Below are 19,777 nucleotides of genomic sequence, written 5' to 3' on the forward strand. Positions count from 1 at the left end.
AGGAGCACCGATGACCGATCCCAACGAAACACATTCGCGCCGTTGGCGTCTCGTGCTGGGAACCGCTGCCGAAGAACAGCTCGGTGGCTTGAGCTCCGGTGCCGATCAGGCGATGGACCAGGCACTGTCGGCTCTCTACAACACCGGTGAAGCCGGCGGGTCGACGAAAAGATCTGGTGGACTGGGCGGTTCGGCGCCCCGAGTCGCGCGCTGGCTCGGCGATATCCGCACGTACTTCCCCGCGACCGTGGTCGAGGTGATGCAGCGCGATGCCGTGGACCGACTCAACCTCACCCAGCTGCTGCTGGAACCCGAGCTGCTGGAATCGGTCGAGCCCGATGTTCACCTGGTCGGCACCCTGCTCGGCCTCAACCGCGTGATGCCCGAAACCACCAAGGCCACCGCGCGGATGGTCGTGGAGAAGGTGGTGCGCGAGATCGAGCAGCGCATCGCCGCCAAGACCGTGGCCGCCGTCTCGGGCGCGATCAACCGGGCCGCCCGCACCCATCGCCCGAAGCTGCGCGATATCGATTTCAATCGGACCATCCGCAAGAATCTCGCCAACTACCTGCCCGAACACCGCACCATCGTGCCCGAACGGCTCGTCGGGTACGGCCGCAAGTCGCAGTCGATCCAGCGCGATGTGGTCCTGGCCATCGACCAATCCGGTTCGATGGCGGCCAGTGTCGTCTACGCCTCGGTCTTCGGCGCGGTCCTCGCCTCCATGCGGTCGCTGAAGACCTCGCTGGTCGTGTTCGACACCGAGGTCGTCGACCTCACCGACCAGCTCAGCGACCCGGTCGACGTCCTGTTCGGCACCCAGCTCGGCGGCGGCACCGATATCAACCGCGCCATCGCCTACTCGCAGACGCTGATCACCCGCCCCACCGACAGTCTGTTCGTGCTCATCTCTGACCTCTACGAGGGCGGCGTGCGCAACGAGATGCTGCGCCGCTGCAACGCGATGAAGGAAGCGGGCGTGCAGGTGGTCGTGCTCCTCGCCCTCTCCGACGAAGGCGCACCCGCCTACGACCACGACAACGCGGCAGCACTGGCAGCCCTGGGCATCCCCGCTTTCGCCTGCACCCCCGACAAATTCCCCGACCTGCTCGCCACCGCCCTCGACCGCGGCGACATCACCCGCTGGGCCGACACCAACGCCCCGGCGGTGTAACGCGACAGACCAGAAGCGCATCGCGGCCGGGCCAACTAGGCTGCCAACGATCGGGTTCGGTGAACGGGGTGAGGCGATGTTGCGGCGCGGGGCGGTGTTCGCCGGTTTCGTCATCGAGCGTGAGCTGGGACGCGGCGGGATGGGCGCGGTGTACGCGGCCAGGGACCGCAGGCTGCCGCGGCTGACCGCGTTGAAACTGATGCACCGTGATCTGTTCGCCGACTTCGAGATCCGAGCCAGGTTCGAACGCGAAGCCGACCTCGTGGCCCAGCTCGATCACCCGAACATCATCACCGTTTACGACCGTGGCGTCGACGAGGAACGTCTCTGGATATCCATGCAGTTCGTGGACGGTGTCGACGCGTCGGCGGTTCCGGTGCAGCAGTTCGGCAACGAGCGCATCGCCCAGATCGTCACCCAGACCGCGAGCGCCCTCGACTATGCCCACCGCCAGGGCGTTCTGCACCGAGACGTGAAGCCCGCCAACATCTTGTTGTCGCGCACCGCGGGAGTCGGCGCGGGCTTCGACGAACGAGTCGTGTTGACCGACTTCGGCATCGCGAAACTCCTCGACGACACCGGCGGGCTCACCCGCACCGGCCAGTTCACCGCCACCATCGCCTACGCCTCCCCCGAACAACTCAGCAGCGCCCCCCTCGACGGCCGCGGCGACCAATACTCGCTGGCCTGCACGGTCTTCCGCCTCCTCACCGGCACCGGCCCCTTCGACGCGCCCAACCCCGCCACCGTCATGCTCGGCCACCTCAACGCCCCACCACCCGCGGCCAGCGCCCGCCGCGCCACCCTGCCCACCGCGGTGGACGCGGTCCTGTCCAAGGCCATGGCCAAGGACCCCGCCCATCGCTTCCCCACCTGCATCGCGTTCGCCACCGCGCTCACCGAAGCCCTCCGTCGGCGCCCGACCTCCGGCGCCGCGTCGCACGGATCCCCGAGTCGGCCGAATACCGGACGGCACGATCCGACCGCTGTCCGCCACAGCGCGACCGAGCCCGAAAGTCTCATCGCCGTCGACAGCCGCGGCATCATCGCCGCCCGCGAAGCCCGGCCGACCCAGGAACCGATCCCACACGGCCTCTCATCGACACCGACATCGAGCTCCGATCCTGCGCGGCGGACCAGGGATGCCGTCGCGACAGCCGCACCGATCTGGCTCAACGCCGTGCACGGTTGCCTCCTCGGCGGCGCGATCGGTGATGCGCTCGGCGCGCCGGTGGAAACCAGTACCCTGCAACAGATTCGCGACGAGCACGGCCACCTCGGAGTGGGCGACGGCGCCGATCATCTGCGGATCTCGGAGGAGACGCAGTTGACGGCATTCACGGTGGAGGCTTTGGTCCGAGGCTCTGTGCGTGCACGGGCGAAGGGAATCGGCGGGGCGACATTGGGTCTACTGCAGCAGGGGATGCTGGTGTGGTTGCGCGGGCAGGTACGCGATGTACCCGATCAGCCGATCGCCCTCCACAGCTCACTCGCCGACCATGCCGAGCTGACCGAACAACGCGGCGTTGCGATCTCGGTGTACACCGCGCTGCGCGAGGCGGCCGAGCGCCGGGATCCGACGAACCCGTTGGGCACTCGTGACCGACCGATCAACAATTCCAAGGGCAGTGGGGCGGTGATGCGGGCCTCGCCGTGCGGATTCGGCTACGCCGCGGATCGTGGCGGCTCCGCGCTCACAGCCATCTTCGAACTGGGATGTGACGCGGCCGCACTCACCCACGGCCACCCCAGCGGCTGGCTCCCCGCCGGCACCCTCGCCGCACTCGTGTACCAGGCCAGTCGCGGCGTCGACACCATGACCGCACTCGACCGGGCTCGCGCCGAACTGGCGAGCTATCCCCACCACGAGGAGACCTCGGCAGCACTCGAAGCGGCGATCTCGCTCGCCGCCCGCACCTCCCGGCCAGGACGTAAGCCCCAGCCCGAGGACCTCGAAATTCTCGGCCGGGGTTGGATCGCCCCTGAAGCCCTCGCCATCGCCGTCTTCGCTGTGCTGGCCGCGGAGTCCGTCGGCGGTCCTGCCCACATCATCGTCCGCAACGGACTCCTGTTGTCGGTCAACCATTCCGGTGACAGCGACGCCACCGGTTCGATCGCGGGCAGCCTGCTCGGCGCGCGCTACGGTCGCCCTGCCCTGCCCCATCGCTGGTCGAACACAGTCGATGCTCGCCCCGTGCTCGACCGGCTCGCCACCGACTACTGCACCGAATTCGGCCTCACCCCACCACAAGACGACCACGGGCATCCGACACAGGCCTGGATCGACCGCTACCCGATCGCCTGAACGCGGTGACGCCCAACCTGCGCCTGCCTGTGGCCGACCGCCGTCTACGCACACGATCTCGACCCGAGGGGAGATCCTCCGCCTCGGAACGCACTCGGCCCCCGATGGAATGTCCACCGGGGGCCGAGAGTGACTGCGACTCTTACAGATCCGCGATAGCCGCCAACGGTGGCGTCCGCGCGGCGCGCACACCCGGCCACACCGCGGCCAGCACGCCGACCACCGCGGACGCGACCAGCACGATCACCAACTGCGACCAGGGAATGGTGATCTGGTCGATGCCCAGGTCGCGCAGGGTGCGCAGGAATCCGACGCCCAGTGCGATGCCGAGCACCAGCCCTACGATCGCGCCGAAGATGGCGATCAGCATGGACTCCAGGTAGATGGTGCGCCGCACCTGCGCACGCTGGGTGCCCACGGCGCGCAGCATGCCGATCTCACGCCGGCGCTCCACCACCGACAGCGCCAGGGTGTTGATGATGCCGAGCACCGCGATCACCACGGCCAGGGCGAGCAGCCCGTAGAGAATGGCGAGCAGGGTGTTGATCTGCTGGCCCTGTGCGCCCTTGAACTGTTCGTGGTCCTGCACCTGCACCACCACGAACGGTTCGGTGGCCTTCTCCAGATTCGTGCGCATCGCGGTCAGGTCGGTGCCCGGCGCGGTCTTGACCAGCACGAAGACATTGGTGCGCAGACTCTGCGGCATCAACTGCTCGTAGATGCCCGGATCGACCACCATGGGGCCGAGCAGCGGCGAGTCGGCGTAGACGCCCGCGATCGTGAGCTCGATCTGCTTCTTGTCGAGGCTGGTGATGGCGACCTTGTCGCCGACTTTCCACCCGCGTTCGCCCGCCTCTGTCTCATCGATGAGCGCGCCACCGGCGGGGATCGTGCTCGTGCCACTGGTCACGTCGATGTCCATCACGGGGTCGATCGGACCGTCCAGTGAGGTGGCGCCGATCTGATCGCCGTCGATCTCGAACGCGACGATCCGGATCCCGGTGACATCGCTGACCCCGGGTACCTGGGTGCGCACGGCATCGACCGCACCGATCGGCACACCGATCATCTGCGGACCGGCGAGCACGTATTCGGCCCGCACGCCCTTGTCGATGAGCACGCCGACACTGGTCTTCGCCGAAGCGCCGAGAATGCCGATCGCCGAGACCAGCATCAGACCGAGCGTGAGCGCGAACGCGGTGGCCGCCGTGCGACGCGGGTTGCGCGTGGCGTTGTTGCGCGCCATCTGCCCGATCGCGCCGAACGGCCTGGTGAGCACCCCGAGCACGAGCACCATCGGCCGCGACAACGCCGGCGCCGCCAACAGCACCGCCAGAATCAACCCGAGCGCGCCGACGCCGACGGTCACCGCCGAGCCCTTGCCGGTGCCCTGCGCGCCGACATAGACGAGCACGCCGCCGACAACGGCCATGACCGCGCCGATGATCGTTCGCAGTCGCAACGACTCACCGGCACTGGCGAATTCGGAACGCATCGCCTCCACCGGCGGCACCTTCGCGGCCCGTCGAGCGGGGGCGTAGGCGCTGGCCACGGTGACGAGCAGGCCGACGAGCAGCGCGACGATCGCGGTACGCGGCAGCACCGTCAGCGAACCGGTGGGCAGTCCGAGATCGAAGGCGTTGAGCAACGCCGACAACCCGTACGCCAATCCGATACCGGCGGCCAGCCCGAGCGCGCTGCCGATCAACCCGATCACGATGGCCTCACCGACCACCGACCGCCCGACCTGCTGACGGCTCGCCCCGATCGCGCGCAGCAACGCGAGTTCGCGCAGGCGCTGGGCCACGATCATCGAGAAGGTGTTGTAGATGATGAACGTGCCGACGATCAGCGCGATCGCGCCGAAGGCGAGCAGGAAGTAGTTGATGAAGGTGAGCGCCTCGGAGATCTCCTTCTTCATGTCCTCACGGACCTCGTCGGAGTTCTGCACCTTGTAATTGGGGAGACCGGCGGCGAGCTGGTCGCGCAGGTCGTCGGCCGAGACGCCGGGAGCCGCGGCGATATCGACGTAGGCGACGTGTGAGCCGTCGGTGAACAGTTTGCGGCCCTGCGGTTCGGTGAACATCACCGCGACCACACCGCCGCCCTCGGCGCCCGGCATCTCGTAGATGCCCGACAGCGTCACCTCGAAGGGATCTCCCCTGGACGGAATCAGCACCTTGGCCTTGTCGCCGACCTTCAGACCGGCCTTCTCGGCGCCACCGACATTGAGCGCGATCTCGTTCGGCTGGGTGGGCGGGGCGCCCGCCACGAACTTGTCGGGCTCCTCGACCGCCTTCTCCGGCGGCAGGTAGGACAGACCGAAACTCGGTGCGCCGCCGGTCTGGACGGCCTTCTTACCGTCGGGCTCGAGCAGCACGACCGGGCCGTTCACGGCGGGAGCGACTCGGGCGACGCCCTCGGTCTTGGCCAGCGCGTCGACGATATTCGTCGGCAGACCCAGTGATTGGCGGTCGGCGGGGCCGACGCGCACGTCCACACCCTGGGCCTGGCCCTCGAAGATGCCGTCGAAGGTGCGCTGCAACGTGTCGGTGAAAACGAACGATCCGGAGATGAAGGCGGTGCCGAGCACCACCGACAGCAGGGTCAACGCCAACCGCACCTTGTGCGCGGCGAGGTTACGCAAGGCGACCTTGCGCATCGGTGAGCTCATCGGGTTTCCAGCGCCTTCATCCGGTCGAGGATCGAATCCTGGGTCGGGTCACGCAGTTCGTCGACGATGCGACCGTCGGCGAGGAACACGACGCGGTCGGAGTAGGCGGCCGCCCGGGGATCGTGGGTGACGATCACGACGGTCTGGTTGAACTCGTCGACCGAGGCCCGCAGGATCGAGAGCACCTCGCCCGAGGAGTGCGAGTCCAGGTTGCCGGTCGGCTCGTCGCCGAAGATGATCTCCGGCTTGCCCACCAGCGCCCGCGCACACGCCACGCGCTGCTGCTGGCCACCGGACAGCTCGGACGGCCGGTGTTCGAGGCGGTCGCCGAGGCCTAGGCGCTTGACCACGGTGTCGAGCCACTCCTGGTCGGGCTTGCGACCCGCGATATCGAGCGGCAGGGTGATGTTCTCCAGCGCGGTGAGCGTCGGAACCAGGTTGAACGCCTGGAAGACGAACCCGATCCGGTCGCGGCGCAACGCCGTCATCTGCTTGTCGGACAGGCCGGTGAGCGCGGTGTCACCGATGCGTACCTCGCCCGTGCTGGCGCTGTCGAGTCCGGCCAGGCAGTGCATCAGCGTGGACTTGCCCGAGCCCGATGGGCCCATGATCGCGGTGAATTCGCCCTTCGCGAAGTCAGCCGACACCCCGTCCAGGGCCTTGACCTGTGTATCTCCCGATCCGTACAGCTTGACCAGATCGAGCGCGGCGGCCGCGATATCGGTGGCGGCCGCCGCATCGACGGCCTCGGTCCCCATGGCGTGCGATGTCATGCTGTCCAGTCTGGCGGTCGACTGTGCACCGCGCCATCCGGGATCCCCCCGATACCGCAGGTCTTATCGACCTCTCAGTGAACGACCCACTCGAACGCCTCAGCCTCCGAACGCGCGCCTTCCAGGGTCCGAGAGCGGTTGGGTTCGCCGAGATCGGCGAGCAGCTCCTCGGTGAGCCCGACCAGGCTCGACAGCGACGCGGGGGTGAACCAGTCCGGGCGGGTGGCGAAGAGGATGTCTTCGGTCGCGGTATTGCCGCTGGCGCCGGGGGCGAAGGGGCAGCCGCCGAGGCCGCCCAACGCGCCGTCGACCATGGTGGCGCCCGCGGCGACCGCTGCGAGGGTATTGGCCACGCCCATGCCCCAGGTGTCGTGGCCGTGGAAGACGATGCGGCGCGGCGGGGTGGTGTCGCGGACGGCGGTGACCAGTGCGCTCACCTCGCCGGGGTGGGCTTGGCCGAGGGTGTCGGCGAGGACGATGTCGGCGGCACCGTCGGTGCGCGGGTCGTTCGCGATGGCCAGGACGCGTGCCGGGTCGACGGGGCCGTCGAACGGGCAGGTGAACGTGGTGGCCAGGCACAGCTGAATCTCGCCGCCCGCCTCGTGGGCGAGGCGGATCGCATCGGGCATCGCCGCCACCGAGGTCTCGGTATCGCGGCCGATATTGGCCTTGTTGTGCGCGTCGGACACCGAGAAGCAGTACTGGAAATTGCGCGCACCGGCCGCCGCCGCCTTCTCGACGTGGCGCGGCGTGGCCACCCATACCCAGCATTTCGCCAGTTCATCGGGGGTCAGCGCCGCGATCAAGTCGAGCGAGTTGGCCATCGGGGCGACGAGATCGGGCCGCGCCATCGAACCGATCTCGAGTGCGGGCACGCCGGCGGCGAGCAGCCTGCGCACCACGTCGACCTTCTGCTCGACGGGCAGCACCTTGCCGGTGAGCTGCAGGCCGTCGCGCAGCGTCACGTCCCGCAACAGTGGTGCTGTCATCGTCGCTGCTCGGGTTCCTGCGTCGGCACGCACATCACGCCACCGCACGGTTTGTCGCCCACGCTGGCCGGGGTGGGGTGCACCGTCGGACGCACATGACCCGGACCGCGCGGCTCCCACTTGTTGCGCACCGGCGGGCGGCGCCTGCCGTGTACTCGCCTCGTCACAGTGCCTCCAGCGCGTCGATCTGATCTTCACTCATCCCGAGCAGTCCGCCGAGCACTTCTCTGGTGTGCTCGCCGAGGTCGGGGCCGACATTGCGGATCGGCAGCGATGCGCCCCCGATCACCGGGACGATGCCGCCGAAACCCACCTGTTTGGGTTCGGCCTCGCCCACGTCGACGGGGAACATCTGGATCATATTGCGTGCGCGGTACTGCTCGTCGGCCACGATGTCGGCGGCGGTGTAGATCGGGCCGCACGGGATGGCGGCCTCGTCGAGCATTTTCAGTGCTTCGGCGCGGGTGTGCTGGATCGACCATTCCGCGATCGAGGCGTCGAGGCGTTCGCGGTTCAGCCAGCGACCGTTGTTGTCGGCCAGTTCCGGGTCGGCGGCCAGGTCGGGGCGGCCGATGACCTGCATGTATCGCTGGAAGATGGCGTCGCCGTTGCCCCCGATGATGATGGAGTAACCGTCGCTGGTCGGGTAGGCGTTCGACGGTGCGATGCCCTCCATCCGGCCGCCGACGCGCTCCCGATTGATGCCGTAGGCCAGGTGGTCGGGGATCAACGATTCCATCACCGACAGGATCGACTCGTTGAGCGCGACGTCGATGATCCGCTCCACCTGCGGCACCGGACCGGCGACCCGTTCGCGCTGGAACAGCGCCATCACCGTGCCGAACGCGGCGTAGATGCCCGCGATCGAATCACCGATCGATACCCCGGTACGCACCGGCGGCCGATCGGGATCGCCGACCAGCTCACGCAGGCCGCCGACCGCCTCCGCGACCGCGGCGAATCCCGGCCGCGCGGCCATCGGACCGGTCTGGCCGTACGCGGAGATCCGCGTGATCACCAGCTTCGGATTCGCTTCCTCGAGCACGTCGGGCCCGAGCCCCCACTTCTCGAGCATCCCCGGCCGGAAGTTCTCCAGCAGCACATCGCACTGTTTCACCAGGTCGAGCACGATAGCCCGTCCCGCCTCAGTACGCAGATCGAGCACGATCGACTTCTTGTTGCGATTGACGGTGCGATACAGCATCGAGGTATCGCCACCGTACAACCGCCAGTTGCGCAATTCGTCGCCCGTACCGGGGCGCTCCACCTTGATCACCTCGGCGCCGAAATCGCCCAGAATACGTCCGGCAGTAGGAGCGGCAACGTAGTTACCGAGTTCCAGGACGCGAACACCGTCCAACGGCCGAATACTCATGTGCTCAGTATGGCGGCCCAACCCCGCGCGACACGCGACCCCCTCACAACCCCGCCACACGGACAACCCCGAGACCGCCATGACCGCACTTTCAGCCCCCACCCGCGACCCCTAGGGAGCGGCGGCCACGAAGTGGCCGGTCCGCGGCCGGGTCGCCGGTCAGGCGCCGTTGCGTACGCGACGAAGGAGCAAGCAACGGCGCCTGACCGGCGGCCCCTCAGGGCCGCGGACACGCGCGCGCCAGCGCGCCAACAAACACAGCGTATACCGACCGGGACTACCAAACCCCAGGTCAGCACCATATTTCAGCTCGCGAGGAGTTCCACTTCCTCGATGATGGAGTAGTCCTCGGCATTGCCCTTCAGCACCGTGCTGGTCTGCCCGTCGACACCGACCGGGATATCACCGGCGAGGGTGATACGGGTGAGCCGACGCGGCTGGTCGTCGTAGTCGTCGATGGCGTAGTGCTGGGTGGCGCGGTTGTCCCAGATCGCGACGTCGCCCTCGGACCAGTTCCAGCGGGTGGTGTTCTCCAAGCGGATGACCCGGTCCTGGAGCAACCGGAACAGCTGGTCCGACTCCCGAGACGGAATCCCGACGAACTGCTTCACGAAGTGGCCGAGCAGCAGCGAACGCTCGCCGGTCTCGGGGTGCACCCGCACCACCGGGTGTTCGGTCTCGTACACATCGGACTGGAACTCCGCCGAGTACTTGACCTGCGAAGGCCGTACCTTGTCGACCGCCCCGGCGTAGTCGTAGAGGTTGGTGTGCACCGCGCGCAGGTTCTCGGCCAGCACCTTCAGCGGCGCGGGCAGCGAGTTGTAGGCCGCGACCGTGGACGCCCAGGTGGTCGAGCCGCCGTAGGTGGGTAGGTACTCCGCGCGCAGGATCGACGCCTTCGGCACCCGGTCGACGAACGTCACATCGGTGTGCCAGGAATTGGCGCGGCTCCGCTCGGAGTCGATGGCCAGGCTCTTCACACCGGCGGACTTCACCGTCGGGTGCGGGGTGGTCGGGCTGCCGAGCAACTCGGCGAATTCGTACTGGCCGTCCTCGGTGAGATGCTGCTGACCGCGGAAGAAGATCACCTTGTGCTCGTTGAGCGCACGACGGATCGTCGCTACGGTCGCCGCGTCCAGGTCACCGCCGAGACGAACACCATCGATCTGCGCGCCGATGTGGGCGCCGAGCTTGGTCACCGTCAGGGTGGTTTCGGTGGCAGTGTCGACCGTCATGGGGGTCACCTTCAATTCGTTCTCGATCGGTTTGCTGTGTACTCAGCACACCGCGAAAACGCCGCCGCAGACAGGTTTTATCTCGGAGTGATCGGAACGGGCTCAGCCCAGGTTCTCGCGCAGATAGGCCAGGTCCTCGGCGACCCCGTCGGCCGGGGTTTCCAAGATGACCGGCGCACCGGCCGTGCGGCAGACCTCGGCCAGCAGCTGCGGGTCGATGGTGCCGTCAGCGAAATTGGCGTGCCGGTCGGCGCCGGAATCGAACTCGTCGCGCGAGGAGTTCAGGTGCACCAGATCGATCCGTCCGGTGATGGCCTTGATCCGTTCGACCACGCCGACCAATTCCTCACCGCCGGCCCAGGCGTGACAGGTGTCGAGACAGAAGCCCGCGCCGTAGTCGCCCACCGCGTCCCACAGCCGCGCGATCGAATCGAAATGCCGTGCCATCGCGTGATTGCCACCGGCGGTGTTCTCGATCAGGATCGGCACGGCGAATCCGCCCTTGTCCTGCTGACGTTCGAACAGCTTGCGCCAGTTGTCGATTCCGGTGTCGAGTTCGGCATCGGAGCGCACATGTCCGCCGTGCACGACCAGCCCGAACGCACCGAGCTCTGCCGCGGCCTTCGCCTGCTGGGCCACCGCGTTGCGCGAGGGCATCCGCAGCCGGTTGTTCAGGCTCGCCACATTGATCTGATAGGACGAGTGCACCACGACATCGATCGGACTGGCCAGGATCTCGGCGGCCTTCGGGTGCGGCTGGGGCTTGTCCCAGCTCTGCGGATCTACCACGAACAGCTGGACGACCTCGGCGCCGAGCTTCTCCCCGAAGCCGATCGGATCGCTCTCGTCGCGAACGTGTGCTCCAATGCGCATAGATCCCACCCTAATATCAGGCACCGACAACTTCGGCCGATGTTGCACCGCGGTGGCTTCGGGAGATACATCGGTAGAATTTCGAACGGGTGCTCTGCCCTGGAGGGGGTGACTTCGCGTGTTGCGCAAAGGCGACGTATTCGCCGGGTACACGATCCGGCGCGTGCTCGGCCAGGGCGGCATGGGCGTGGTCTACCTGGCCCGGCACCCGCGGCTGCCTCGGCTGACCGCGCTGAAACTGCTCAGCACCGAGCTGTCCGCCGACGAGGAGATCCGCCACCGCTTCGAACGCGAAGCCGATCTGGTCGCCCAGCTCGAGCACCCCAATATCGTCAATGTCTACGACCGCGGCACCGATGACGATCAGCTCTGGATCTCCATGCAGTTCGTGGCGGGCACCGACGTGGCGACCGCCGATGTGAACGTGCTGACGCCGGGCCGGGCCGTCCAGATCGTCGCCGAGACCGCCACCGCACTGGACTTCGCGCACGCGAGCGGTGTGCTGCACCGCGACGTGAAACCGGCCAACATCCTGCTCGCCAAGCCACCGATCGGACGCCCGGAGCGCGTGGTGCTCACCGACTTCGGCATCGCGGCGGTGCGCGACAGCGAGACCACGCTTGCCTCGGCGGGCACGATCACCGCCACCCTGGCCTATGCCGCGCCCGAGCACCTGTCCGGGGCGCCGCTGGATCATCGCGCCGATCAGTATTCGCTGGCCTGCACGCTGTTCTGGATGCTGACGGGCTCGGTGCCGTTCCCCGGACCGAGTCCGGGCGCGGTGATCCAGGCGCACCTGAGCAAACCCCTTCCGCCGCTGCGCAGCCTGCGCCCCGACCTGCCCGCGACGCTGGACGCGGTGCTGGCCAGGGCCACCGCCAAGCGCGTCGATTCCCGTTTCGCCAGCTGCGCCGAGTTCGCCCAGGCGGCCAAGGCCGCGCTGTTCGCGGTGCCGGGGCCGTGGCATCACCAGCAGCAGTACACCGCGGCGGGCGTGGTGCTGCGCGCCCGCGACCCGTACCCGCAGGCACCGGGATATCCCCGGCCCCACACCCCGGCCCAGCCCTACCGCAACGCGCCGCCGCCGACCACCCCCGCGCAGCCGTACCCGCACGCGCCCACCCCGCCGACGACGCCCGCGCAGCCGCATCCGCATGCGCCGCGGCCGTCCACGGGCGGCCAGGCGCTGCCGCCGCGACGCGGAACCGCGCGCCCCGGCACCATCGATTTCCCTGGTGGCCGTAACCATCCCGGCTATATCGTGCCGCCGCAGCAGCGACGTCCGCCGTGATCGTGGCGGCCTTCGGCGCCCTCGCCGACTGATAAGGTTTCGTTGATTTTCCCGTGGCGGGCAACCCCGGCCGCGGCTTTTATGCTGTACGCGCGTGCGCTGGTGGGTCCCGGCGCGCGGCGGGAAGTGGAGCAGACATGCTGGCCAACGGAGATGTTTTCGCCGGCTACGTCATCGAACGGCAGCTCGGTCGCGGTGGTATGGGTTCGGTCTACCTAGCCAAGCACCCTCGCCTGCCACGGATGACGGCGCTGAAGCTGCTCAACCGCGAGATGTTCTTCGACGCCGAGGTGCGGGCGCGATTCGAGCGGGAGGCCGATCTCGTGTCGCGCCTGGATCATCCGAACATCGTCACCGTCTACGACCGCGGGCACGACGACGAACAGCTGTGGATCTCCATGCAGTTCATCGACGGCGTCGACGCGGCCTCGGTGGATCCGCAGACGCTGCCGCCCGCCCGCGCGCTACAGATCGTGAAGGAAACCGCCGACGCGCTGGACTACGCGCACGGCATGGGCGTGCTGCACCGCGACGTGAAGCCGGCCAACATCCTGCTCGCCCGCTCGGGCGCGGGCCGTGGTGAACGGGTCTACCTCACCGACTTCGGCATCGCCCGATTGCGCGACGACACCGGCAATCTCACCCAGACGGGTACCTTCACCGCGACGCTCGCCTACGCCTCGCCCGAGCAGCTCACCGGCGCCTCGCTCGATCACCGTTCCGACCAGTATTCCCTTGCCTGCACGCTGTTCTGGCTGTTCACCGGTTCGGGGCCGTTCGCGGCGACCAACCCGGCCGCGGTGATCCAGGGTCACCTCCAGCAACCGCCGCCGACGTTGAGCACTGTGCGGCCCGGGCTCTCCTATGCGCTGGACGGCGTGCTCGCCAAGGCGATGGCCAAGCGGCCCGACGACCGGTTCGACTCCTGTTCGGACTTCGCCGAGGCCGCGATCGAGGCGCTGAACAGTCCGAGCGCGCCCGCGATACCGATCGTCGGTGGACGTCCGGGTACCGGTGGGGCACACCCGATCGCCGGTCGACCCACGACGGGGGGCGCCATTCCCCAGACCGGTCTGCCGTATCCCGTTGCCACACAGGGTCCGATAACCGGCGGACAGCTGGGCACCGCACAGGGCCCCATGACCGGCGGCCAGATGGGCACGGCGCGAGGCCCGATGACCGGTGGTCCGATGGGCACCGCCCACGGTCCGACGACCGGCGGCCAGATGGGCACCCAGCGGCCGATGAATCAATCGCCGACCGGTGCTCCGCAGAATCACTACAGCCAGCAATCGCGCCCGCAGTACCAGTCCGCGCCGCGGCCGCAGGCCAGTGGTTTCACCCAGTATCCGCAGGGCTCGCGACCGCCACAGAAGTCGAACACCGGGCTGGTCATCGGCATCATCGTCGCGGTGATCCTGGTGATCGCGCTGCTGATCGGCATCGGCATCGCGGCCAGCGGCGACGACGCGGGCAGCGACCGCACGACGACCACATCGGCGGCCAACCACATCACCCCGAGCGCCGAGGCCATCAGCGCCGAATTCGGCCGGATCGTGCCCGCCACGGTCGACGATTCCACCGGGTACAACGGCGCCACCTGCTGGGAGACCGACAACAGCAACCCGCCCTCACCCGCGGAAGGCGAACCCGATTTCGGCGCCTGGGTCCATCTGTGGAGCTGCTTCGGCGGCGGCGACAGCGACGACCCGTTCTACCGGATCTACGCCTTCGACTCGGCCGCCGACGCCAAGTCGGTGCTCGACGGTCTGCCGACCAACACCAAGTCCACCGACAGCAACGGCGGCAAGCAGTACACCAACTACAAGTACACCGACAACGGGAACAAGATCATCACGCAGTTCACCGGCGAGCCCGACCGCGCCCAGTTCCTGATGTACACCGACGGCTACGGCACGGCCGACGAGGTGCTGCGTTGGTGGCGTTCGGCCCCGCTGAACTGATGTCGACGCACGACGAGGGCGGCGTTTTCGCCGGCTATACGATCGAACGACTGCTGGGCCGTGGCGGGATGGGCTCGGTGTATCTGGCGCGCCACCCGCGGCTGCCACGACGCACCGCGATGAAGCTGCTCAATCGAGAGCTGTTCTTCGACAACGAGATCAGGGCCAGGTTCGAACGCGAGGCCGATCTCGTGGCGCAGCTCGAGCACCCGAATATCGTCACCGTGTACGACCGTGGCGTCGAGAACGATCAGCTGTGGATCTCGATGCGCTATATCGACGGTTCCGACGCGTCGTCGCTGCCCTCGCCCGTCGACCCGGCCCGCGCGGTCCGCATCGTCGCCGAAACCGCGGCGGCACTGGACTTCGCGCACAGCCGAGGGGTGCTGCACCGCGACGTGAAGCCGGCCAACATCCTGATCGAACCGGTCGAGGGCACCGAACGCGTCTACCTCACCGATTTCGGCATCGCCCGCCTGCACGACGACAGCGCCGCCAAGCTCACCCAAACCGGCACCTTCACGGCCACCCTGGCTTTCGCCTCCCCCGAACAGCTCTCCGGCATCGCCCTCGACGGGCGCGCCGACCAGTACTCCCTGGCCTGCACGCTCTTCCGGCTCCTCACCGGGACCACCCCCTTCGATGCCACCAATCCCGTCGCGGTGATCCAGGGCCATCTCCAGCAGCCCCCGCCCCGAGCGAGCACCCTTCGATCGGGCATCACCCCCGCCCTGGACGCGGTCATCGCCCAGGGCATGGCCAAGCGGCCCGAGGAACGCTTCGCCACCTGCGCCGAATTCGCCGCTGCCGCACAGCGGGCCTTGGCCGGTCACGCTGCCCCGCAGCAGGTTCACGGCTCGCCCGCGACGAGGACCTATCCGCCGAACTCGCCCTTCACCCCGGGCGCCGGTTACCCGATCGCCGGGTACAGCGACCCGAATTCGCCTGGTGGACAGACATCGTGGCCGAGCACGACCGGCCCCGATCAGCCGTGGGCCACGAGCGGCCGTCCCGCGGGTTACCCGCAGTGGGGAGCGACGCCGAGCACCGGTCAGCCGTGGCCCGCACAGCCCCCTTCGTGGCCCGGCGGGTCGTCCCCGTACCCGGCGGGCGCGCCGAATGCCCTCGCTCAGCGTCCCCGCGACGCCGAAAGTTCCCGGCAGACGGGCGGGCGCTCATCTGTCGCCGAGGAGTATCTCGGCAAGAAACGGAAGTCACGCTGGGAGGGCTCGCCGATCGGCTGGCTGGCGATCATCGCCGGTGTCGTCTTCCTCGGCTGGATCCTCATGAAGGCATTGGGCGATGACGGCGACGCCGCCGCGTCAGGCCCACCCGGTCTCGAAACCTCGGCGGTCGCACCGTCTTCGGTGGATGTGACCACGTCCGCACCCCAGCGCCTGACGTCGACTCCGCCGCCGACCAGCGACCGACAGGTCGTCGGCGCCAACGCGGCGAAGCTCAGCGACGAGTTCCCCCGCATGCTGCCCTCCACTTCGGCGAGCAACCTCGTCCATGCCGGTTCGGGTCTGGGCAACGCGGGCTGCTTCGCCTACGACCGCGCGACCGCCAGCCGCGATGCCGACGACGCGGATATGGGTGACTGGTCGGTCATGTGGCATTGCTTCGGCGGCGGCAACAAGGCCATCTACGAGTTCTTCCTCTACCCCTCCGCGAGCGAGGCCGCGCAAGCGATCGCGGGCCTGCCCGCCAACGACGCGCGTCCCACGACGCACACCGGCCACACCTACACGAACTTCGTGCTGGACGACAGCCAGCCGAAGTCACCGCGCATGGTCACCCGCTTCGACGGCGACTCCGGCCGCGACACCATGCTCATGTACAGCCGTGGCTTCATCGCCGACGAGGCGCAAGTACTCCAGTGGTGGCACTCCGCCCCGCTGGTCTAGTCGGTCAACGCGTAGTGCACGAAATCGCGCACCGGCTCGAAGCCGATGCGCTGGTAGATCTTGTTCGAGGTGGGGTTGGCCAGATCGGTGAACAGGCAGGCATCGGCGCCCTCCGCGCGAATTCGGGCCGCGACTGTGGCTGTCAGCGCGCTAGCGAACCCGTTGCCCCGGTAACGAGGTGGGGTGTAGACCGGGCCGATTCGGGCCCAGCCGAGGACCGCCGCGTGCCGGGCGACCAGTGTGACAGGCGCGCCGTCGTGCTCCCACAGCCACGAGGTTCCGGCCTCGATGCGCTTGCGCATCGCCGTCTCGTCGAGTCGGTGTGGCACATCGGCTTCCACCGCGAATTCCTCGGTCATCGCGATGCAGACGGCTAGGTCGTCGACGGTTGCCTGCCGTGGCGCGCCGGCGGTCTCGGGCACACGCAGGGCGCCGAGACGGAACAGCCGGACCGAGAACTTCTCGCCGTAGCTACCGCCGCCGGTCTTCGACCAGTGCGCCGCGAAGGCAGCGGCGTCGGCGTCGGCGCCCTCGACACTGCGCACCACGATGTCGTGGGTCCCGAAGGCATCGGCGAGGGCCGAAATGCTGTGTGCGGGCACCTCACCGAGGTAGACGGCGCCGTTCGTGCATTGCGCGAGGCCGACCACCGCGCCCGCGTCGTCGCGGACGCTCACGAAATGCGTCACCATCCCGCCGGACCTGCCGTTGATCCGGTTCACCAGGGCGGTCGCTATGACCGTGTGGCGTAGTGGATCGCCCTGCAGGAACGGCTCCACGTCGTCCAGGAACCGGGCGGCGTCAGCGGTGATGTCGATGCGCACCCTACCGACGGTAAGGCGTCACACACGAGAACGCATTCGAATTATGAGGTGTCTCAGGTTGTTTCGCGCGCGTCCCGATCGGTGCGCAGCTTCAATAGGATGAGTCCAGCCGTGCAAGCCAGAATCAGCCCGGCGACGGCGATCTCCACGTGCAGGCCCGCGATACCGAGGCCGGCACCGACGAGACCGCCGATGAAGAACAACCAGCCCATGATCCGCGCGACAACCGCCAGGGTGCGGTTACCGGGCGGTGTCGCCGACAGATGCCCGGCGGTGGCCGAATCAGTGTTCGCCGCCGCGTTTTCCAGCCGGGGTGTCGAGAGTGCTCCCATGAGATTCTCCTCGATGACGCCGATCAGATACTTGCGTCGCGCAAACTTCGCGCGTCAGGGGTTTCGGTCCGGGCGTCTCATGCGTAACTTTGCTCACACACGCTACGACCCGGCGACGTCGAATGTGCGCGACACGTCCCCGCGACACGCCGAATTGATCAATCCGATATCTGGACCACTAGCATTTAAAATGCGCTCTTCGGCCCGACCTGCACTACTGTGAGGCGATCTCGAAGCCGACGAGGAGTAACAGGCGATGGATAACAGCAGGGCCAAGCTCGTAGGTCCGGCAGTCGCTGTTGGCGCGGTGTCGCTCGGACTGATCATCATCGGTGCGTGCGGTGTCGGACAACAGGATGTCTACGTGCCCGCGCCGCCGTTGAGCGCGGACCTGGCCGCCGCGCCCGCACGGGTGGCCGACGAGCCGACCTCGACGACGGTGCACATCTCGATCCCACCGTCGCCCACCTGGCGGATCGCGCCGTACATGTCGCCGCGTAAACCGTTCAGCCTCAGCTCCACCGAGACCTCACCGTCGGAGACTCCGACCGAGGGCGGACCCGATCCCGAGTCCCGCCCGGCCGAGGCGACTACCGAATCCCGGCAGGCCGAGCCCTCGACACGCCCGCCGGAGACCACCGAGGACGAGCCGACGACGACCCGGCCGCAGATCCCCACCCGGCCGAACCCGACCCGCACCGTCACCCCGCCCCGCGTCGGCGATGACGAAGCGGCCGAGGACTATCCGCCGACTCACGCCTTCGACCACGCGACCCCGACCCCGGTCGTCCCGGCCGACACCGGCGCCACTCCGACCCAGGCGACGACCACCGAGGCGTCGACCACCACCGAGACCCCGGCCCCCACCGCCGAGGGCTGACATGACGATGGTGCGCACCCGATTCGGGCACGCACCATCGTCGAAAGAACTACAGCTCGACCAGGTCGTAGTCGCCGATCCGATCGGCCAGCTCCCGCCGATGTTCCAGTGCCCCACCGAGCGTCTGCCCGATCGCGGTCAACCGGGCGACGTAGTGGCTCACCGGATACTCGGCGGTGACGCCGATGCCGCCGTGCATCTGGATCGCCTCCTGGCCGATGTGCTCGGCGGACTTGCCCACCTGCAACCGCGCCCGTGACGCGACCGACGGATCGTTGCCGCCGTCGGCCAGCGCGGCCGTGGCGTACAGGCTCATGCTGCGGGCCAGTTCCAGCGAGACGTAGCAGTCCGCCGCCCGCTGGGTGAGCACCTGGAACTTCGACAGCGTGACCCCGAACTGCTTGCGGGTCTTGAGGTATTCGGTGGTCAGCGTGAGCGCGACCTCCATCGCCCCGACCGACTCCGCGCACAGCGCCGCCTGCGCGTAACCCTGGGTCAGCGCGATCTGTTCGGCCGCGTCGACGTTGCCACCGAGCAGCTCGCCCTTCGCGTCGGCGAGGTCGAACTGCGCGGCGCGGCGGCCGTCGAAGGTGCGGTACGAACGTCGTCGCACACCGTCCTGATTCGGGTCGACCAGGAACAGTCCGGTCCCGCCGTCCGGCAGGACCGCGCTGACGATCAACTCGTCGGCGACATCACCGCGCAGCACCGGGTTCTTCACACCGGTCAGCGTGTACCCCTCGCCCACGGCCACCGCGGCGGTGGTGAGTTCGGTCGAGGGCCACCGGATGCCGGGCTCGGTGTGGGCGAAGGCGAGCAGGGTGGTTCCCTCGGCCAGCGCGGGCAGGAGGCGTTGACGCTGCTCGGGGCTGCCTGCCAGCCGCAGCAGTTCGGCCGGGATCACCACCGCGTCGAGCACCGGCTCCGGAGCCAGCGCGCGACCGAGTTCCTCCTGCACCAGCATCGCCTCGACCGGGCCGGCGCCGACGCCGCCGTCTTCCTCGGGAATGGTCAGCCCGAGCACGCCGAGGTCGGCCAGCTGCTTCCAGACCGTGCGGTTCCAGCCGGGGTCGGTGTCGCCGGCCTTGGCCAGCGCCTCGCCGTCGTAGAAGCGGTGCAGCAGCTCGCGCACGGTGTCGCGCAGCATCGTCTGTTCGTCGGTCAGTGCGAGTTCCATGTCA

General features: G+C 68.3%; 16 protein-coding genes. 6 read left to right on the forward strand and 10 right to left on the reverse strand.

Annotation, left to right across the window (positions count from 1 at the left end):
* The first annotated feature begins 10 nt into the window (after positions 1-10).
* Both QX204_RS25835 and QX204_RS25840 read left to right on the forward strand, forming a co-directional pair.
* Positions 11-1,174, forward strand: a complete 1,164-nt coding sequence (locus tag QX204_RS25835; protein WP_301902983.1) for a VWA domain-containing protein — start codon at positions 11-13, stop codon at positions 1,172-1,174.
* Positions 1,175-1,250: 76 nt separating this feature from the next.
* Positions 1,251-3,479 carry an ADP-ribosylglycohydrolase family protein gene (locus QX204_RS25840; RefSeq protein WP_301902985.1) on the forward strand — a complete coding sequence of 743 codons (2,229 nt, stop codon included), beginning with the start codon at positions 1,251-1,253 and terminating at the stop codon, positions 3,477-3,479.
* A 142-nt stretch (positions 3,480-3,621) separates the two neighbouring features.
* Here the strand turns inward: QX204_RS25840 and QX204_RS25845 are convergent, their stop codons facing one another.
* The 7 genes from QX204_RS25845 to QX204_RS25875 all read right to left on the reverse strand — a co-directional run bounded on the left by QX204_RS25845 (position 3,622) and on the right by QX204_RS25875 (position 11,398).
* Positions 3,622-6,153: an ABC transporter permease gene (locus tag QX204_RS25845; RefSeq protein ID WP_301902987.1), complete on the reverse strand. Its 2,532-nt coding sequence runs from the start codon at positions 6,151-6,153 to the stop codon at positions 3,622-3,624.
* On the reverse strand, positions 6,150-6,926 hold the full coding sequence (locus QX204_RS25850; protein ID WP_301902988.1) for an ABC transporter ATP-binding protein: 777 nt from the start codon (positions 6,924-6,926) through the stop codon (positions 6,150-6,152). The genes QX204_RS25845 and QX204_RS25850 overlap by 4 nt, the downstream gene beginning before the upstream one ends.
* Positions 6,927-7,000: 74 nt before the next feature.
* On the reverse strand, positions 7,001-7,915 hold the full coding sequence (locus tag QX204_RS25855) for a hydroxymethylglutaryl-CoA lyase-like TIM-barrel protein (RefSeq protein WP_301902989.1): 915 nt from the start codon (positions 7,913-7,915) through the stop codon (positions 7,001-7,003).
* Positions 7,912-8,082 carry a hypothetical protein gene (locus QX204_RS25860; RefSeq protein WP_165610399.1) on the reverse strand — a complete coding sequence of 57 codons (171 nt, stop codon included), beginning with the start codon at positions 8,080-8,082 and terminating at the stop codon, positions 7,912-7,914. The genes QX204_RS25855 and QX204_RS25860 overlap by 4 nt, the downstream gene beginning before the upstream one ends.
* Complete coding sequence (locus QX204_RS25865; RefSeq protein ID WP_301902992.1) at positions 8,079-9,290, reverse strand: CaiB/BaiF CoA transferase family protein; 1,212 nt, start codon at positions 9,288-9,290, stop codon at positions 8,079-8,081. Before QX204_RS25865 ends, QX204_RS25860 begins: the two co-directional genes overlap by 4 nt.
* 305 nt (positions 9,291-9,595) lie before the next feature.
* Positions 9,596-10,525, reverse strand: a complete 930-nt coding sequence (locus QX204_RS25870) for a TauD/TfdA dioxygenase family protein (RefSeq protein ID WP_301902994.1) — start codon at positions 10,523-10,525, stop codon at positions 9,596-9,598.
* Positions 10,526-10,627: 102 nt separating this feature from the next.
* Entirely contained in the window at positions 10,628-11,398 is a 771-nt protein-coding gene (locus QX204_RS25875) for a deoxyribonuclease IV (RefSeq protein ID WP_056813180.1), read from the reverse strand.
* Between the two features lie 118 nt (positions 11,399-11,516).
* On the opposite strand from QX204_RS25875, the gene QX204_RS25880 reads away from it, so the two are divergent.
* The 3 genes from QX204_RS25880 to QX204_RS25890 all read left to right on the forward strand — a co-directional run bounded on the left by QX204_RS25880 (position 11,517) and on the right by QX204_RS25890 (position 16,560).
* Entirely contained in the window at positions 11,517-12,689 is a 1,173-nt protein-coding gene (locus QX204_RS25880; protein ID WP_301902997.1) for a serine/threonine-protein kinase, read from the forward strand.
* Between the two features lie 137 nt (positions 12,690-12,826).
* Positions 12,827-14,653, forward strand: coding sequence for a serine/threonine-protein kinase (locus tag QX204_RS25885; RefSeq protein WP_301902999.1), 1,827 nt, complete (start codon positions 12,827-12,829; stop codon positions 14,651-14,653).
* Positions 14,653-16,560 carry a serine/threonine-protein kinase gene (locus tag QX204_RS25890; protein ID WP_301908118.1) on the forward strand — a complete coding sequence of 636 codons (1,908 nt, stop codon included), beginning with the start codon at positions 14,653-14,655 and terminating at the stop codon, positions 16,558-16,560. Before QX204_RS25885 ends, QX204_RS25890 begins: the two co-directional genes overlap by 1 nt.
* Here QX204_RS25890 and QX204_RS25895 read toward each other — a convergent pair.
* Positions 16,557-17,384 (reverse strand): GNAT family N-acetyltransferase, encoded by an 828-nt coding sequence (locus QX204_RS25895; protein ID WP_301903000.1) that lies wholly within the window; start codon positions 17,382-17,384, stop codon positions 16,557-16,559. The two genes, QX204_RS25890 and QX204_RS25895, sit on opposite strands and share 4 nt — an antisense overlap.
* Before the next feature lie 53 nt (positions 17,385-17,437).
* Positions 17,438-17,716, reverse strand: a complete 279-nt coding sequence (locus QX204_RS25900) for a hypothetical protein (protein WP_301903001.1) — start codon at positions 17,714-17,716, stop codon at positions 17,438-17,440.
* A 256-nt stretch (positions 17,717-17,972) separates the two neighbouring features.
* On the opposite strand from QX204_RS25900, the gene QX204_RS25905 reads away from it, so the two are divergent.
* A complete protein-coding gene (locus QX204_RS25905; protein WP_301903003.1) occupies positions 17,973-18,596 on the forward strand; it encodes a hypothetical protein in 624 nt (207 codons plus the stop codon).
* Positions 18,597-18,645: 49 nt separating this feature from the next.
* Here the strand turns inward: QX204_RS25905 and QX204_RS25910 are convergent, their stop codons facing one another.
* Complete coding sequence (locus QX204_RS25910; RefSeq protein ID WP_301903004.1) at positions 18,646-19,773, reverse strand: acyl-CoA dehydrogenase family protein; 1,128 nt, start codon at positions 19,771-19,773, stop codon at positions 18,646-18,648.
* Positions 19,774-19,777 lie beyond the last annotated feature (4 nt).

Origin of the sequence: Nocardia sp. PE-7 (assembly GCF_030486425.1) — a bacterium.
GTDB classification, from domain to species: domain Bacteria; phylum Actinomycetota; class Actinomycetes; order Mycobacteriales; family Mycobacteriaceae; genus Nocardia; species Nocardia salmonicida_A.

Excerpts from the sequence above, each read along its gene's own strand:
- QX204_RS25845 (WP_301902987.1), bottom strand. The coding sequence starts at position 6,153 with ATGAGCTCACCGATGCGCAAGGTCGCCTTGCGTAACCTCGCCGCGCAC.
- QX204_RS25875 (WP_056813180.1), bottom strand. The coding sequence starts at position 11,398 with ATGCGCATTGGAGCACACGTTCGCGACGAGAGCGATCCGATCGGCTTC.
- QX204_RS25885 (WP_301902999.1), top strand. The coding sequence starts at position 12,827 with ATGCTGGCCAACGGAGATGTTTTCGCCGGCTACGTCATCGAACGGCAG.
- QX204_RS25835 (WP_301902983.1), top strand. The coding sequence starts at position 11 with ATGACCGATCCCAACGAAACACATTCGCGCCGTTGGCGTCTCGTGCTG.
- QX204_RS25870 (WP_301902994.1), bottom strand. The coding sequence starts at position 10,525 with ATGACGGTCGACACTGCCACCGAAACCACCCTGACGGTGACCAAGCTC.
- QX204_RS25890 (WP_301908118.1), top strand. The coding sequence starts at position 14,653 with ATGTCGACGCACGACGAGGGCGGCGTTTTCGCCGGCTATACGATCGAA.
- QX204_RS25905 (WP_301903003.1), top strand. The coding sequence starts at position 17,973 with ATGGATAACAGCAGGGCCAAGCTCGTAGGTCCGGCAGTCGCTGTTGGC.
- QX204_RS25900 (WP_301903001.1), bottom strand. The coding sequence starts at position 17,716 with ATGGGAGCACTCTCGACACCCCGGCTGGAAAACGCGGCGGCGAACACT.
- QX204_RS25840 (WP_301902985.1), top strand. The coding sequence starts at position 1,251 with ATGTTGCGGCGCGGGGCGGTGTTCGCCGGTTTCGTCATCGAGCGTGAG.
- QX204_RS25910 (WP_301903004.1), bottom strand. The coding sequence starts at position 19,773 with ATGGAACTCGCACTGACCGACGAACAGACGATGCTGCGCGACACCGTG.
- QX204_RS25865 (WP_301902992.1), bottom strand. The coding sequence starts at position 9,290 with ATGAGTATTCGGCCGTTGGACGGTGTTCGCGTCCTGGAACTCGGTAAC.
- QX204_RS25850 (WP_301902988.1), bottom strand. The coding sequence starts at position 6,926 with ATGACATCGCACGCCATGGGGACCGAGGCCGTCGATGCGGCGGCCGCC.
- QX204_RS25855 (WP_301902989.1), bottom strand. The coding sequence starts at position 7,915 with ATGACAGCACCACTGTTGCGGGACGTGACGCTGCGCGACGGCCTGCAG.